The organism is Galbibacter pacificus (genome assembly GCF_029603165.1).
Taxonomy (GTDB): domain Bacteria; phylum Bacteroidota; class Bacteroidia; order Flavobacteriales; family Flavobacteriaceae; genus Galbibacter; species Galbibacter pacificus.
Map to the genome: position 1 here is coordinate 571,339 of NZ_JAQSVC010000001.1, position 17,746 is coordinate 589,084.

The window sequence follows — 17,746 nt, forward strand, 5'->3', positions numbered from 1 at the left end:
TCTTATTATTGGTAATTAATATTGAAATGAAATAAAAGCCAAAATAAGTTAAACAAAACAATCTATGTATTACAAAAGAATGATTAAATACCTTATGTGCATCAATAAAAAAAATGCAATAAAGTATACGCTTATAGCAACTTCAATTATTTTCATTACTTCCTGTAGTAAAAAGAATGATGGGCCTGACAAAATCAATAATCAAGATAAAAAGCCCAAAATAATCAATATTGTAAATTTTATCAGGGATATAGAGCCGAGAGATCCAAAAATCACAAAAGAAGTATTGTATGAAACTGTTGTAGAGCAGGTTAAAATGATGAAAAAATATAATCTAAAAGGAACATTTTTATTGCAATATGATGCTTTGGTCGATAAACGTTACCAAGAATTGTTAAAAAATCTGCCAAAAGATCAATTTGAAATAGGTGCATGGTGGGAAATTCCACAACCGATGGTAAAGAAAGCAGGACTAATATGGCGAGGGCGTTTTCCATGGGATTGGCATGCCGACGTTGGCTTTTCAACCGGTTATAACCCAGAAGAACGAGAGCAACTGGCCGATGTATATATGGAAGATTTTAAAAGGGTATTTGGGTATTATCCAAAATCTGTAGCTTCTTGGTTTATAGATGCGCATACCTTAAACTATTTGTACGAAAAGTATGATATCGTAGTTTCGGCCAATTGTAAAGATCAGTATGGAACTGACGGATATACACTATGGGGAGGATATTGGAACCAAGCCTATTATCCAAGTAAGGTAAATTCGTATATGCCGGCACAAAATGAAGAAAGTCAAATACCCGTACCAATTTTTAGAATGCTGGGGAGCGATCCGGTAAGGCAATACGATACCGGCTTAGAATCTGATAGGCAAGGAGTAATAACTTTAGAGCCTGTATATAAAGAAGCTGGAGGAAATAAAGAATGGGTGGATTGGTACTTTAAAGAATTTATTAACGGAGAATCTATGGAATATGCATATACTCAAGCCGGTCAGGAAAATTCATTTACATGGTCGGCTATGAAGAAAGGGTTTCATATTCAACTCCCTTTAATCGCAAAACTGAGAGATGAAAATAAAGTAAAAGTTGAGACATTAAAAGAGTCTGGTTTCTGGTTTAAGAAGAAATACCAAACAACGCCTGCAACTTCTGTAACTGTTACGACCGATATGAAGGGGAGTGACATGAAAACAGTTTGGTACAACAGCAGATTTTATAGAGCAAACTTATTATGGGAGAATAATTCATTACGCTTTCGCGATATTCATGTATTTGATGAAGACATAGAATCATCTTATCTAACTAAGCCTGTTGCTTCTAATCAGGCACTTTTCTTTACACAACCTATAATTGATGGATTCCTGTGGAGTAAAGCCAATGATTTAGCAGGATTACGTTTTAAAATAATGGAACAAGGCAAAGAGTCATTAATAATAGGAAAAACACCAAAAGTTACAAGCCCTGAACATGGTGTTTTAAGGGTGTCTTGGCCTATTAAAAATCATGAAGCCAAATTGATTCTGGTTTTTGAGGAACAAGGCATTCAATTAAAAATGGAAACAGGCGAAAATCTTATATGGTATTTAGATTTTACAGCTCCTAAAGAAGTAGACTTGCCTTATACATCGATTACAAACAATCAAATTAACTGCAATTTTCAAGGTCATGCATATACTTTTAAAGCGTCAACAGGTAATTTTTCTGTTCCAGATAGCTGCACGGTATATAGGATTACACCTAAAGAGAATATCATAAATGTTAGCTTTTCCAGTAATTAGACATAAAAAGAAACGAAAATATAAATATGAAATCCTCTACACATTGTATGGAGGATTTTTTTAATGTGCAGGATTTATGAAACAAAACATTTTGAAAGCCATGGAGAAAAGTTTACATGAATTCATTACGAAATTCTTTTTTTTTAATACAAAATAGTCCATAAAACTACTTTTTTTGGCAAATTTTTTATCGCTTTTCCAACTTAACAGGATAGTGCAGGATAGAAATGGGATTCCCTATTAGTAATATTGGTTAAACGTTTACACAGCTTTCTACATAAACTCAAAAAATGGAAAGAATTGTAAATATCCTTATATAAACAAAAGGAAAACTAATGTTAACTAATTAATATTCATTTACTTATGAAAAGAAGTACAAAGAAGTTCAGCCTAACGACTCTTTTCTTATTGATTTTTGTTTTGGGACAATCCATACAGGCTCAAGAGAAAAGTGTAACCGGGAATGTTACAGATAATCAAGGAATACCTATTGCTGGAGCCAACATAATGATTAAAGGGACCTCTAATGGAACGACAACAGATTTTGACGGAAATTTTACAATTTCTATAGGTTCATCAACAGTTACTCTGATAGTTTCTTATATTGGTTTTGCATCTACAGAAGTAAAAGTTTCCCCTAATCAAAATATTAATGTAGCACTTAAAGAAGATGTTTCCCAATTAGATGAAGTGGTTGTAATAGGATACGGAACCCAGGAACGAAAAGATCTAACCGGTTCTGTAGCCACAATAAGTTCAAAAGATATTGAAGATATACCAGTGTCTTCATTAGATCAAAAATTAGCAGGTCAAGTTCCCGGTGTTCAAGTAAGTACTGTTACCGGGACACCCGGTGGAGCTTCAAAAATTAATATTAGAGGGGTAGGTTCCATTGGAGCTAATTCAGATCCATTGGTAGTAATAGATGGATTTCCTATTAGCAATAGTTTTAATCAAACCAGTAACCCCCTTAACTTGGTTAACCCTGATGATATAGAATCTATATCCATACTCAAAGATGCCAGTTCAACAGCAATTTATGGGTCAAGAGGAGCAAATGGGGTACTGATTATTAAAACAAAGCAGGGAAAAACAGGTAAATTGCAAGTCGATCTCAATACATATACTGGTTTTCAAACAGTACCAGAAAAGGGACGACCAGATATGCTTAATGCACAGGAATTTGCACAATTTCAAAAAGAGATTAGGGAAGATGCGGCTATTGCAGCTGGTGGTACAGTGGCAGATGCCGTGATTCCAGAAATGTATCAAAACCCAGAACAATACGGTGAAGGTACCGATTGGTTTGATACCATACTTCAAACGGCACTTCAACAAAATGTAAATTTAAATGTTAGAGGAGGGTCGGAAAGCTTAAGGGGTTCTATGTCATTAGGGTATTTTAATCAAGAAGGTGTAGTTCGCTATACAGGATATGAAAGGTACACCATGAGAACAAATTTTAATGCTGACATAGGTAAAAAGGTAAAAGTGGGGTTAAGTCTAGCACCTACATTTAGTAAACAGGATATAAATGATCTGGAACGGGATTTTCTTGATATTATAGGAAAAACACAATGGTTTAATCCAATTATTCCAGTAACCGACGAAAATGGAAATAGGACGCCCCATATTGGCGGTCCGGGTCTTTTTAGTGCTCCAAACCCATTAAACGAATTGGAATATGCAGGAACAGAAGTAGAGGAGTTTAGGGGAATTGCCAGTGCATTTGCAGAATTTGAAATTTTTAACGGGTTTACAGCCAAATATACTTTTACAGTTGATTATAATAACGGGAAGCGTTCACGGTTTTATCCAAGCTTTTTAGGAAATACCAATAGCCCGCCTCCAAATGTTCCCACCCTGAGTGTTTCCGAAGGGGATATTTTAAATCAGTCTTCAGAATTTTTACTGAATTATAAAAAGGATTTCAATGAAAAGCATTCCCTTGGGATAACAGCAGGATATTCAAATCAAAAAGAAACGGCAGAATCTATTTCTGTAAATGGAACGGATTTTCCAGATGATGAAATAGAGACTTTAGGGGCAGCTGGAAGAATTTCTTCTTATGGGCAAGGAGTAGAAGAATGGGCCTTAATATCATATTTTGCCAGGGTAAATTACGATTTTCTAAACAGGTATTTGTTAACTGCTACTATTCGTTCTGATGGTTCCTCAAGGTTTGGCAGTGAAAATCGTTATGGAACATTCCCATCTATTGGAGCAGCATGGCGTATAAGTGAAGAAAGCTTTATGGAAAATTCTTTTTTTGATAATTTGAAATTAAGAACTAGTTATGGTTTGTCTGGTAATTTCAACATCGGGAACTATACATATATCTCAACTGTAGGAACATCTAATTATGTTTTTGGAAATAGTATAGCCAGCGGGCGCTACTTGAACTCCCTTGGAAACCCAAATTTAACATGGGAAGAGTCAAGACAATTGGATATAGGGCTTGAGGCTTCTTTTTTAAATAATCGTTTGGATTTAACATTGGATTATTACCGAAGAAATACCGAGAATATGCTAATTGATACACAAATTCCTTTTTCGTCTGGATTTGGTTCTGCAACTATTAATGGAGGGGAAATCCTTAACCAAGGTCTTGAAGTAGCTATTAATTCCAGAAATTTCACAGGTGATTTTAGTTGGACTACAAACTTTAACATTGCTTTTAATAAGAATAAGGTATTAGCCCTTGACGGGGATAGCAATTTTATCCTTTCCGGGCGAAGCGGGGAGGGAAACCCAACACATATTACTCAAGTAGGAAAACCAATCGGGCAATTTTATGGTTATGTAATAGAAGGGGTTTATATGAATGAAGAAGATTTTGACAACTCGCCTAAACATTCTTCATCTGTAGTAGGCTCTATAAAATATAAAGATGTAAATGGCGATGGAGTAATAGAAGCGGTAAACGATTTTGATGTCATAGGTAATCCATATCCCGATTTTACATTTGGACTTACCAATTCATTTTCATACAAAAACTTCGATTTAAGTATTGTTATTGACGGTCAATATGGAGGCGAACTTTTAGTGGGTGCCAATCAATTTTTAGATAATATTGATGGAATATTCAATGTTACAACCGATGTTTTTAACCGCTGGAGGTCTCCGGAAAATCCGGGCGATGGAAAAACACCCACCACAAATGGAGCAAGAGTGATATATCGGGACGTAAACTCTAGTTGGGTAGAAGACTCTTCGTTTCTTAGGTTTCGGAATATAACATTTGGGTATAACTTACCGAGCGAAATTTTTGGTGAAAACAGTTTTATAAAAAGATTAAGGATATATACAACTGTTAACAATGCACTGATGTTCAGTGCCTATGAAAGAGCAAATCCACAAGCAGCGAGTCCATTAAACAGAGGGGGAGGAAGCGTGGCACTTGTGCCGGGCATGGATTTTACTTCATATCCATTAGCTAAAACATTCATATTAGGTCTTAATTTTTCATTTTAATACATAGATTATGAAAACGAATATATATAAAATACATAATGTAAAATATTGCCATCTATTATTTATGGCCTTATTCATGGCTGTAAGCTGTAGCGATGACTATCTTGAACTTGAACCACAAACAAATCTTAATGAAAAGTCATTTTTTAAAACGCCAACACAAATAGAACAAGCTGTAAATGGAGCTTATGTTCCATTGAGGAATCTCACCAATTTAGAATATTGGGTTTTTGCTGAAATGCGCTCAGATAATACAACCTTTCAATTTTATCAAGCAGACCGTGGATTGGAAAACAGAGGGTTGGTAGACTATTTTTTAACAGATGCTTCGCATGACTTATCCATGGGAGGTTTATGGAATGGTTCTTATGACGGAATTGCGCGCTGTAATGCGGTTTTGGAAAATATTGATAAAATAGAGGGGTTAACAGCTTCCAAAAAAAATCAATTTATTGGTGAAGTTAAGTTCTTGCGAGCTTTTTATTATTACAACTTGGTACTTCAGTTTGGAGGTGTCCCATTAGAATTATCCACAACTCAAGACCCGGGCGAGGCCAATAGTGATGGTAGGGCTTCAAAAGATGCAATTTACGAAAGTGTTATAGCAGATTTAATGGATGCTGAAAACCTACTGCCTAAAACATATGGCGATATCGATCGAGGCAGGGCTACATCGGGAGCAGCAAAAACTCTTTTGGCGAAAGTATATATGATTCAAAAAAAATATACAGAGGCATTAACAGTATTAAAAGGTATTACAGGCTATAGTTTGGTAACTGGTTCTGATGAAAGTTACAAGGATGTATTTAATCCAAACAATAAAGGAAATACCGAAATTATATTTGCGGTACAATATCTTGGTTCTGAAGAAGGTCAGGGGAGTAATTTTATGTACCAGTTTGCCCCAAATAATTCGGGGAATATTGTTACCGGAGACCCCCAAATGCTCAATTTAAATTCGGGATCGGGGTGGAACACACCAACACAGGATATGATTCGAGCTTATGAAGAAGGAGACTTGCGCAAAGACATTTCAATGCAGGAAGGTTTTGTTGATAATGATGGTAATTTTGTAAATCAGCCCTATGTAAGCAAATATAATTTTGGTTTTGATTTGAGTGGGAGCACAAGTGTTAATTTTCCTACCTTTCGCTATGCTGATGTACTGTTAATGATGGCAGAGTGTTTAAATGAGCAGGCTTATGTAGCCAATGGTGAAGCTTTTGATCTTGTAAACCAAATAAGGGAAAGGGCTGGTCTTGAAGACTTAACAGTAGTAGATGCAGGGAATCAAGAAGCATTTAGAAACGCTGTTTTTCATGAAAGAAGAATAGAACTGGCTTTTGAAAACCACCGTTGGTATGATTTGATTCGTTCAGGTAATGCAGTTGAGGTGATGAATGCCCATGGTGAAGAAGAACAGACATTAAGGGCAGATATTATCCCGGCAGGTGCCTATAATGTATCAGAAAATAAACTATTGTTGCCAATTCCTCAACGAGCAGTAACCTTAGATGGTTTGGAACAGAATCCTCAATAATTAACTTAAAAATAATACAATGAAGCAGAAAAACTTAATTTCAATATTTGTAATAGCACTGTTTTGTTTGCCCACTTTTTCACAGATAAATGTAGACCAGTTACTTGCCGAAAATAGGGTAAACCCTTTGGGAATTGACAATCTTCGACCAAAACTGACTTGGGTGTTATCTTCAGGAGAAAAGAGTAAAACTCAGTCTGCATATCAAATTCAAGTAAGCAACGATAGAACAGGTTTTAATAATGATTTAATTTGGGATAGTGATAAAGTAACTTCAAATCAGTCGGTCAGAATTATGTACCAAGGTCCCGAAATGAAATCTTTGAAAAAGTATTATTGGAGGGTTCGTGTTTGGGACGAAAAGGGGAAAGTATCCAAATGGAGTAATGTTGCTTTTTGGCAAATGGGAATTTTAAATAAAACCGATTGGAAATCCCAATGGATTTCGGCAGGATATCTAGAGGATTCTTTACGACCAAGCCCAGCTTTGAGGAGTGAATTTAAAATTCAAAAGAAAATAGAAAATGCATATGTTGTAATTACCTCGCACGGAATGTATCAAGCTTTTCTAAATGGAGAAAAAATCGGAAATGATTACTTAACTCCAGGTTGGACCAGCTACAACAAGCGTTTACAGTATCAAGTGTACGATATAAGCAATATGTTGAAACAAGGAAGAAATGCCATTGGAGCCTTGTTAGGCAGTGGGTGGTATAGAAGCGCACTTGGTTGGGGGGATAATGAAAATCTATATGGAAGTGAACTGGCATTACTCATGCAGATACAAATAGAATATAGCGACGGTACGCAAGAAATTATAGGCACAGATAAAAATTGGAAATCTGCCAAAAGTGCAATTCAAAGCTCAGAAATATATAACGGAGAAACAATTGATGCTAGAAAAACACTGGGGGAATGGATAGAAACAGGCTATAAGGACCGTTCTTGGCTACCTGTAAAAGTACAAAACTACGGATATGAAAATTTAATTGCAACCTATAACGAACCTGTAAGAAAACACGAAATTATAAAGCCCCTAAATATTATTATAACACCCGAAGGAGATAAAATAATTGATTTTGGGCAGAACCTTGTTGGTTTTGTTGAAGTGGAAGTACAGGGGAAAAAAGGGGATAGTTTAATCATCGATCATGCAGAAGTTTTGGATAAGGAAGGTAATTTTTATACCGAAAACTTAAGGGCTGCGAAGCAGGAAAATAATTATGTATTAAATGGAGAGGGGAAAGAACATTTTCAACCGCATTTTACATGGCAGGGCTTTAGGTACATTAGAATAAAAGGAAACATGAAAGACAAAATTTCATTGAATAACTTTAAAGCGGTAGTTCTGTATTCTGACATGCGAAAAACGGGCAGTTTTACCACCTCAAATAAGTTATTGAACCAACTTCAGCATAATATTCAATGGGGGCAAAAGGGAAATTTTTTAGATGTTCCTACCGATTGTCCGCAACGGGATGAAAGACTTGGTTGGACAGGAGATGCCCAGGTATTTTTTAAAACAGCTGGCTATAATATGCATGTAGATAATTTCTTTTCAAAATGGATGAAAGATGTTGCTGCGGACCAAAAAAAGGATGGAAGTGTGCCTTTTGTAATTCCAAATGTACTTGGAGAAAATTCTGCTGGTTCAGCTGGATGGGCAGATGTTGCAACTATCATACCATGGGATATATACTTGATTTATGGAAATAAGGATGTGCTGAAAACGCAATATTCAAGCATGAGATCCTGGGTGGATTACATGAGTAGTAAGAGTACAAATTATTTATGGAATACAGGTTTTCATTTTGGGGATTGGCTATTCTATCGTCCAGATGACGATAATGACGGAAGGGCTGCTATTACCGATAAATATTTAATTGCTCAGTGTTTTTATGCGCATTCCGTTCAATTATTGATCAATGCCGCCAAAGTATTGGAAAATAATAAGGATGTAGAAAAATATACTGCGCTGCTTCAGCATATAAAAAATGCTTTTGTAAGTGAATATATGACCCCCAACGGAAGATTGGTTTCGAGCTCGCAAACGGCTTATGTTTTAGCTTTACATTTTGGGATGATGCCTGAAAATTTGAGAGCTCAGGCAGTTGAACGCTTGGTTGAGAATATAAAAAGCTATAATTACCATTTAACAACAGGTTTTCTGGGAACCCCATACTTATGTTTGGTACTTTCAAGATACGGTTATCACGATTTGGCATATACGCTTTTAATGCAGCAAACATATCCTTCATGGCTATATCCTGTAACGGCAGGAGCAACAACAATATGGGAACGTTGGGATGGACGCAAACCCGACGGTTCTTTTCAAACTCCGGGCATGAATTCATTTAACCATTATGCATATGGCGCAATCGGTGATTGGATGTACAGAGAGCTCGCAGGAATAAATAATTCTGAAAAAATGGGAGAAACAGGATACAAAAAAATTGTTTTGACGCCTCATTTTGAAAGTAAATATGTTTCAGAAGAAGTGAAGAAACAGAACAATGGAGAGCAATTAAATGAAGTAAATGCAAGTTTGGAAACATATTATGGAAACATACGTTCCCATTGGAAAAGGGATGGTAATCGTGTAATTTATAGGGTTGAAATTCCAGTAAATACTTCTGCTGAAATACATTTTCCGGAAACTCAAGTAAATAAAATAAAAGAGAATAATAATGAAATAGCTACTTCTGATAAGAACATCAAAATAGAAACCAATTCAGAGGAAACTATTCTTTATATTGGTTCGGGAGGCTATAACTTTTCAATTGATGATTAACCTGTTGTCCTTTATTTAACTATGAACAATGTCAAATTTCTTTTTTAAAGGGTCAGTATATGGCTTTATGACCAGTCGATATAAGCTGCAATATGATCGGGAATACATATAAATGAAACAAAAAGGTTGTCGTAAGACAGCCTTTTATTTTGGAATAGGGACTGATATAATCAACTTTTGGTAATGGTCCTTTAAAATATGACCCTTTTTGAAGCTGAAAATTTTTCGTTTAACATGTGCCCGACCCCAGTCCATTGCCATGAATTAATGTGGTAGCTTATTCTTAAGCACTCCGTAGGTAAAGGTCCCCAGTAATATCCGAGGATAACTACTATGACGGGACCTTATGGGGATGCCGGGAAACCCATAACGGGCAATTATTGGGCTGAAGGCCCCACAGTAGCTAAGATTAATGGAAATTGGACGGTATATTTTGATAAATATATCGATAAAAAATACGGGGCTGTCACCTCTGCTGATCTGCAAAACTGGAGGGATATTTCAAACGAGCTTACCTTTCCGAAAGGAATACGGCACGGAAGTGTGATTGAAATTTCCTTGGAAGAATTCCGCACGTACTTTGGCGGTATGGAAATCGATGACCAATAAATAGCTATACCTATCATCCTCTTTAAAAAGGCTCCGGGGAATAATAGTGGGTCTAATTTTTTACGCTTTTCATTTTTCCGACCACGATATAGGCGGGACATTATTTTTTTAACACTCTATATTATTATTATTCATCAATGATGGTTAATATTGTAAAATAATTATAAAAACAAGGAAATGAAAATAAATAATATTTCTAATAGTTATTTTATTTTTTTATTTACTTTTTTATTTATTTTTCTCACCACAGCCATCAAAGCCCAAGAACCCTCAGTAAAGGGCGCTGTTAGTGGACGCTCCGATACGATTGTCCATGCCTCTCAGGTCGACAGTACGACCGTTGAGGTATTTTTTTCTGCCGGGCAAAAAATGATTTTTGATTTTTACGGGGACCATATATTCAGGCTTTTTCAAGATAATTCAAATAAGGGGATGAGGGCTCCCAGCGCAGAACCCCAAGCTGATATACTGGTGGATCATCCCAGAAAAAAATTCGAGAAACTCCATCTTTCCCAAACGGATCATAGCGTACTGATAACCACCGGTGCCATAGCGGTTTCCCTGGATAAGGCCACCGCTTTGATAAAGGTACGCAACCTAAAGACCGGGGCTGATGCGATAGAATTCCTGGCACCCGTAAGCTTTGAGAAGAACCGGACCAGGTTGGCTTTAAAAGAACATGAGGATGAGTACTTTTACGGGGGTGGGGTTCAAAACGGCAGGTTTTCTCATAAGGGGAAGCGTATTTTGATAGCAAATCAAAACAGTTGGACCGATGGGGGCGTGGCCTCCCCTAATCCCTATTACTGGTCTTCCAGGGGGTATGGGATGATGTGGCATACCTTTAAAAAAGGAACTTACGATTTTGGTGCCGAACAAAGCGGTATGGTAAAACTATCCCATCAAACCCCCTATTTGGATGTTTTCTTTATGATTGATCATGGAGTCAAGGACCTGTTGAATGATTTTTACCAATTAACGGGGAATCCGGTATTATTGCCCAAATTCGGATTTTATCAGGGACATTTAAATGCGTATAACAGGGATTATTGGAGAGCGGCCGGGGAAGGGGTTCTTTTCGAGGACGGAAAATATTATCAGGAAAGCCAGAAGGACAACGGGGGTATTAAAGAATCTTTGAACGGGGAAAAAGATAATTATCAGTTTTCCGCAAGGGCGGTTATTGACCGTTATAAAAATAACGATATGCCATTAGGGTGGATTTTACCAAATGATGGTTATGGTGCCGGTTACGGACAAACAAAAACGCTGGAAGGAAACATCCAAAATTTAAAGGAACTCGGGGTATATGCACGTAACAACGGTGTAGAGATCGGTCTTTGGACACAATCCGACCTGCACCCTAAAAAGGGCGTAAGTGCTTTGTTGCAGCGCGATATAGTGAAGGAAGTTCGCGATGCCGGGGTACGGGTTTTAAAAACCGATGTTGCCTGGGTCGGGCAGGGGTATTCCTTTGGGCTTAACGGGGTGGCCGATGTAGGGGAGATCATGCCTGAATATGGCAACGATGCCCGCCCGTTTATTATTTCATTGGACGGTTGGGCAGGCACACAACGCTATGCCGGGGTCTGGTCCGGTGACCAAACCGGAGGGGTATGGGAATATATACGATTTCATGTCCCTACCTACATAGGTTCCGGTTTATCGGGACAGCCCAATATTACTTCGGATATGGACGGTATTTTTGGTGGGGGAAACCCCATTGTCAATACAAGGGATTTTCAATGGAAGACCTTTACGCCCATGCAATTAAATATGGACGGTTGGGGGACCAATGAAAAGTATCCGCAGGCCATGGGAGAGCCTGCAGCTTCCATTAACAGAAATTATTTAAAGTTGAAATCGGAACTCATTCCATATACTTATAGTATCGCAAAAGAGGCCACCGATGGCCTGCCGATGATCCGGGCCATGTTTTTAAAGGAGAAAAATGCGTATACACAGGGAATACCGACCCAATATCAATTTATGTACGGCCCTAGTTTTTTGGTGGCCCCCATATACAAAGAGACTGATCCGGATACTCATGGGAACGATGTACGGCACGGGATTTATCTTCCCAAGGGATTGTGGGTGGATTACTTCACGGGGCAGCAGTACCAGGGAGGTCAAATTATAAATAGTTTTGACAGCCCCCTTTGGAAGCTCCCGGTATTTGTAGAAAGGGGCGCTATTATTCCAGAGGCCAACCCCCATAACAATGTTTCCGAAATAGATGCCGGGCTGCGAACCTACGAGGTATATCCCTATCAGGGTTCTTCCTTTACGGTTTATGATGATGACGGGACAACACAAGCCTATAAAAACGGAGCGGGCCTTTATACAAAAATAACATCAACGGCAGATGAAAAGGGCAACGCAAAGCTTGTTGTATATCCGGCCCTGGGGGATTTTAAAGGGTTGGTCAAGAAGAAGCTCACCGCATTTAAAATAAATACAACGGACCGCCCCACAGCAATCTCGGCCCAGATTAATGGAAAGCATATTGCATTGAAAGAGGCCGGTACCAGGGAAGGTTATGAAAGCAGTACCAATGTTTACTACTACGACCGGCGTCCTGACCTAAACCGGTTTTCGACCAAGGGCAGTGAATTCGAGCAGGTCGAAATGGTCAAAAACCCACAGCTCTTGGTACGGATTGAGGCATCTGATATTACCAAAGATACCATAGGGTTACATGTGCAGGGCTATAAATTCCGACCTGAAAACAAGGATAGGGTAAGCTCCGGATTATTGACCGCCCCCGGGAATGTTCGATTATCGGACAAAAACATAACGGCTTATACGCTGAAACCTGTCTGGGATAAAGTTACGCATGCCGATTATTACGAAATCGATTTTCAGCATATGCGTTATACGACCATTAAAGATACCGCCTACCTTTTTGAGAACTTAAGGGCAGAAACACATTATCGCTTTAAACTCAGGGCCGTGAATAAAGACGGGGTTTCTCCCTGGAGGACCTTTGAAGCCGAGACAAAATCGAACCCTTTGGAATTTGCCATACAGGGGATTAGTGGAACAACGAACGTTTATAATCAAGAAGGGTACGAGATCGCTAATTTTTTTGACTTTGATCAGGGAAATATGTGGCATACCCTATGGGGGGAGAAATCGGTCCCCTTTGAAATCGTAATGGACCTACGTTCATTCAATCAACTCGATAAATTTCAATACCTTGCCCGAAGTAGCGGTGGAAACGGCGTGTTTCGCCAGGGAAAGGTATATTATGGAAATGACGGGAACAACTGGCAGCCTGCCGGAACCTTTCAATGGAACGGGCGGGATGATCAAACCTTTGTCTTTACCGGGCATCCCACCGCGCGGTTTATTAAAATAGTGGTTACCGAGGGTGTGGGCGGTTATGGTTCAGGTCGGGAACTGTACGTGTTCAAGGTTCCGGGAAGCGAAAGCTACCTGCCCGGAGATATCAATAATGACGGGTTGATCGACGAAAATGATTTGACCTCTTACCATAATTACACGGGACTCCGACAGGGAGATGCAGATTTTGAAGGGTACGTAAGCAGGGGGGATGTGAATAAAAACGGGCGTATCGATGCCTACGATATTTCTGTAGTGGCAACCCAGCTACAGGGAGGGGTTCAACAGGGACAGCTTGAAAAAGTATCGGGAAGACTCCATTTGGGCACGCCGAAGAAGGATTATAAAAAAGGAGCGCTTATAGAGGTGACCGTTCGCGGGAGTGATTTAAAATCGGTCAATGCCCTTAGCATGGCCATACCGTTTCATACAAGGGATTATGAATTTGTCAGGGTAACCCCATTGGCCATGGGCCAAATGGACAATTTTACCAATGAGCGGTTGCATTCCAACGGGGATACCGTATTGTACCCCACTTTTGTCAATATCGGAAACCAACGGACAATAACAGGTGATCGGGCCTTGTTTGTACTTATATTCAAGGCAAAACATTCCCTTAGGTTTGATTTAAGCCCGGGACAGGGAATCCTGGTGGATAAAAATTTAAATATCATTGATTTTTAAACGGACAAAAGGGATGGGCCCTCAAATTCATTTTTTCTTGAACAATTGATAGGAAAAGAAGTTTTAAAACAATTTATTAGATGAAGCAATTAAACCTTATCGGGATTATCTTTCTTTTTGGCCACGGTTTTTCTTATGGACAGCCACTTCCGAAGAGTTTGGAACACTATATAGAGAACCCTCGGGTGATCTCGGAAAATAAAGAAGATGCACATGCCACCTTTTATTCCTTTTCTTCCGAGGAAAAAGCAAAAAAAAACCAGTGGCGAACATCTCAAAATTATCTTTTATTGGATGGGGACTGGAAGTTTAAATGGGTGAAAAAACCGACGGATAGGCCACAAGATTTTATAAACCCGGAAATAAATGTGGATGCTTGGGATACTATAAAAGTACCTGCCAATTGGGAAGTTGAAGGATATGGAACGCCTATTTATGTAAACCACCAATACGAATTTGCCGATTACAAGGCGCCGGTCTCCAAGGAGATCGCCTTTATCGACGGGGTGTATCCTTCGGATCCGGGAAAGGTACCACATGATTACAATCCGGTAGGCTCCTATAGGAGAGCGTTTGTAATTACGCCTGATTGGAGGGAAAAAGAAGTGTTCCTTCATATCGGTGCCATGAAATCCGGTGGCTTTGTTTGGATAAACGGACAGTATGTCGGGTATTCGCAGGGGAGTAAATTGCCTGCTGAATTTAATGTTTCCAAGTTCTTGCACGAGGGGGAAAATACCATTGCCCTGCAAATTTTCAGGTGGACGGACGGTTCGTATCTGGAATGCCAGGATTTTTGGCGGATAAGCGGAATCGAAAGGAGCGTATACCTGTATGCACAGCCCAGGGCCCGTATCAAAGATGTTACCATGACGGCCACCACCGACCAGGGTTATGGTGATGGCATTTTGGACCTGTCCGTGGCATTGGAAAATACATCGCCCAAAAAGAAAAAGCTTGAGGTTAGCTATAAAATATTTGATAGGGACGATATCCTGGTCGCCAACGATATGCAGCCCCTAACCCTTGAGGCCAATGGGGGAACAAGCATTGATTTTTCCGCTTATGTAATGGGCGCCATGCTCTGGAGCGCCGAAACGCCCAACCTTTACAAAGTGATCGTCTCTACCAAAGAAAAACGGGGCAACATACTGGAAGTTATATCTAATGAGGTTGGCTTTAGAACGGTTGAGATTTCCGGGGGATTATTAAAGCTCAACGGGCAGGCAATTACCTTGAAAGGGGTCAATACGCAAGAACATAACCCGGAGACAGGACATGTAGTCCATGAAGCACAGCTCATGAAAGATATAAAACTCTGGAAAGAGAATAATATCAATGCGGTGCGCTTAAGCCATTATCCGCAGTCTGAAAAGTTCTATGAACTCTGTGACCGTTATGGCATCTATATTGTCGACGAGGCCAATATAGAATCCCACGGCATGTATTATGGGGAACATTCGCTGGCCAAAAAGCCGGAATGGGAAAAAGCTCATGTGGACAGAATGCTGAGAATGGTTGCCCGTGATAAAAATCATCCTGCGGTTATTATATGGTCCATGGGCAATGAGGCCGGTAACGGAATTAATTTTTTCAAGGCCTATGATGCGATAAAAAACCTGGATCCTCAAAAGCGCCCGGTACAATATGAAAGGGCCTATAAGGAAATAGATGGAAATTTATTTGATATGGATACCGATACCGACATTATTGTCCCGCAATATCCATCACCTGCTACCTTTAAGGCCATTGGAACCTCGTTGACCGACCGGCCGTTTATTCCAAGCGAATATGCGCACTCCATGGGGAACAGCACCGGTAATTTTCAGGATTATTGGGATGTTATCGAACAGCACGATAACCTTCAGGGCGGGTTTATATGGGATTGGGTAGACCAATCTATATGGAAGACCAATGGAAAAGGACAAAAATATTATGCCTATGGGGGCGATTTTGGAGAGCATATGCCCACCGATAACAGTTTTTTGAATAACGGGATCGTTTTCCCCGATAGGGCCCCGCAACCGGCATTGCACGAAGTTAAAAAGGCACATGAGTTTATCAATTTTAAATACAAAGGGACTAACAGGGATAATGAGGTCAGGATTTTGGTAGAAAATTTATATGATTTCATAGCGCTCGATTGGTTTGCCATAACAGCCACCGTAAAGGCCGATGGAAAAATACTGAAAGCGGTTCCGATGGAACAATTGAAGATAGCCCCGCATACCGGAAAATTAATCCGTGTTTCATTGAACGGGATTGAATTCAAACCCAATACGGAATATTTTATGGAGGTTTCGGCGAAACTGAACTGGGACAATGGGATACTGAAAAAAGGGCACGAAGTCGCCCATGAGCAGATTCGGTTGGATAATAAAATACAATGGGATTCCCATCCATTAAAAAATGACAGGCCCGTACATCGTAAAGAAACCGAGGAGACCGTCATTTTTTATAATGAAGATTTTCAATTGGGGTTTGATAAAAAGACAGGCATCATGGGTTCCTATGGATTCAAAGGGAACGAATTCATTAAGGATGGGCACGGACCAAGACCTAACTTTTGGAGGGCCCCCACCGATAATGATTTTGGCAATCAGATGCAGAAGAGGAACATTGAATGGAAAAATGCTTCCCTCAATGCCAAGGTAAGCTCTTTTATGAGCGAAAAAAATAAAGATGGCTCTTATAAGGTAACGGTCGTATATGATCTGCCAGGGGTAAATACCACCTTTGAGAGCCGTTATACCATTTATGGGGACGGGATCGTTAAAATTGACAATACCTTAAACCGGACAACGTACAAAGCAGATATTCCCAGGGTGGGAATGCGGATGCAATTACCAAGGGAGTATAGTGAAATAACTTATTATGGTCGCGGTCCTTGGGAAAATTATAAGGACAGGAACGTTTCGGCCTTTGTCGATGTGCATAGATCAACGGTAAAAGAGCAATACGTGCCTTATATACGCCCACAGGAAAATGGGTATAAAACCGATGTACGATGGGTAGCCCTGACCAATGAAGTGCAAGAAGGCTTATTGGTCGTTTCTTCTCAAAATAATGAAAAAGACCTGGGCATAAGTGCCTTACATATGCTCAATGAAGATTTTGACGCTACCCCCGGAATTTCTTACAACGGCCAGCTTACCGAAAAAGTTAAAAAGCATACGTTGAATAATGATACGTATAGCGATGGGATGCCAGCAGTGAATATAAGTAAACATACCATTGACATTGTAGAAAGAGATCTTGTACAATTGAATGTTGACATGGACCAACGCGGGGTAGCAGGCGATAACTCCTGGGGGGCCATGCCACAGGAAGACTATTTAATAAAGGGAGATCAAATACATGCCTACTCCCTTTACCTGATACCATTTACAAACGGATCTCAAGAACAGTACATCAGTCAGTACAAGCGGTTTTATCCGATAGAACAGATAAATGACTAAAATATGGCTCCTTTAGAAGCTGAAAATTTTTTGTTTAACATGTGCAGGCCCCGGTCCAT

General features: G+C 39.4%; 7 protein-coding genes. All 7 read left to right on the forward strand.

Translation table 11 applies throughout. The features are described from left to right. Window positions 1-64 precede the first annotated feature (64 nt). On the forward strand, window positions 65-1,786 hold the full coding sequence (locus PSF86_RS02305; RefSeq protein WP_277898443.1) for a DUF3863 domain-containing protein: 1,722 nt from the start codon (window positions 65-67) through the stop codon (window positions 1,784-1,786). 363 nt (window positions 1,787-2,149) lie between these two features. Then, the gene (locus PSF86_RS02310; protein WP_277898444.1) at window positions 2,150-5,260 is read left to right on the forward strand and encodes a SusC/RagA family TonB-linked outer membrane protein; all 3,111 of its coding nucleotides are present in this window, start codon (window positions 2,150-2,152) and stop codon (window positions 5,258-5,260) included. Between the two features lie 10 nt (window positions 5,261-5,270). Next, the gene (locus tag PSF86_RS02315; RefSeq protein WP_277898445.1) at window positions 5,271-6,800 is read left to right on the forward strand and encodes a RagB/SusD family nutrient uptake outer membrane protein; all 1,530 of its coding nucleotides are present in this window, start codon (window positions 5,271-5,273) and stop codon (window positions 6,798-6,800) included. Between the two features lie 19 nt (window positions 6,801-6,819). Beyond that, window positions 6,820-9,591 (forward strand): alpha-L-rhamnosidase, encoded by a 2,772-nt coding sequence (locus PSF86_RS02320; protein WP_277898446.1) that lies wholly within the window; start codon window positions 6,820-6,822, stop codon window positions 9,589-9,591. Between the two features lie 333 nt (window positions 9,592-9,924). Further along, window positions 9,925-10,200, forward strand: coding sequence for a glycoside hydrolase family protein (locus tag PSF86_RS02325; protein WP_277898447.1), 276 nt, complete (start codon window positions 9,925-9,927; stop codon window positions 10,198-10,200). 177 nt (window positions 10,201-10,377) lie between these two features. Continuing rightward, window positions 10,378-14,229: a TIM-barrel domain-containing protein gene (locus PSF86_RS02330; RefSeq protein ID WP_277898448.1), complete on the forward strand. Its 3,852-nt coding sequence runs from the start codon at window positions 10,378-10,380 to the stop codon at window positions 14,227-14,229. A gap of 80 nt (window positions 14,230-14,309) precedes the next feature. Then, on the forward strand, window positions 14,310-17,687 hold the full coding sequence (locus PSF86_RS02335) for a glycoside hydrolase family 2 TIM barrel-domain containing protein (RefSeq protein WP_277898449.1): 3,378 nt from the start codon (window positions 14,310-14,312) through the stop codon (window positions 17,685-17,687). Window positions 17,688-17,746: the final 59 nt, after the last annotated feature.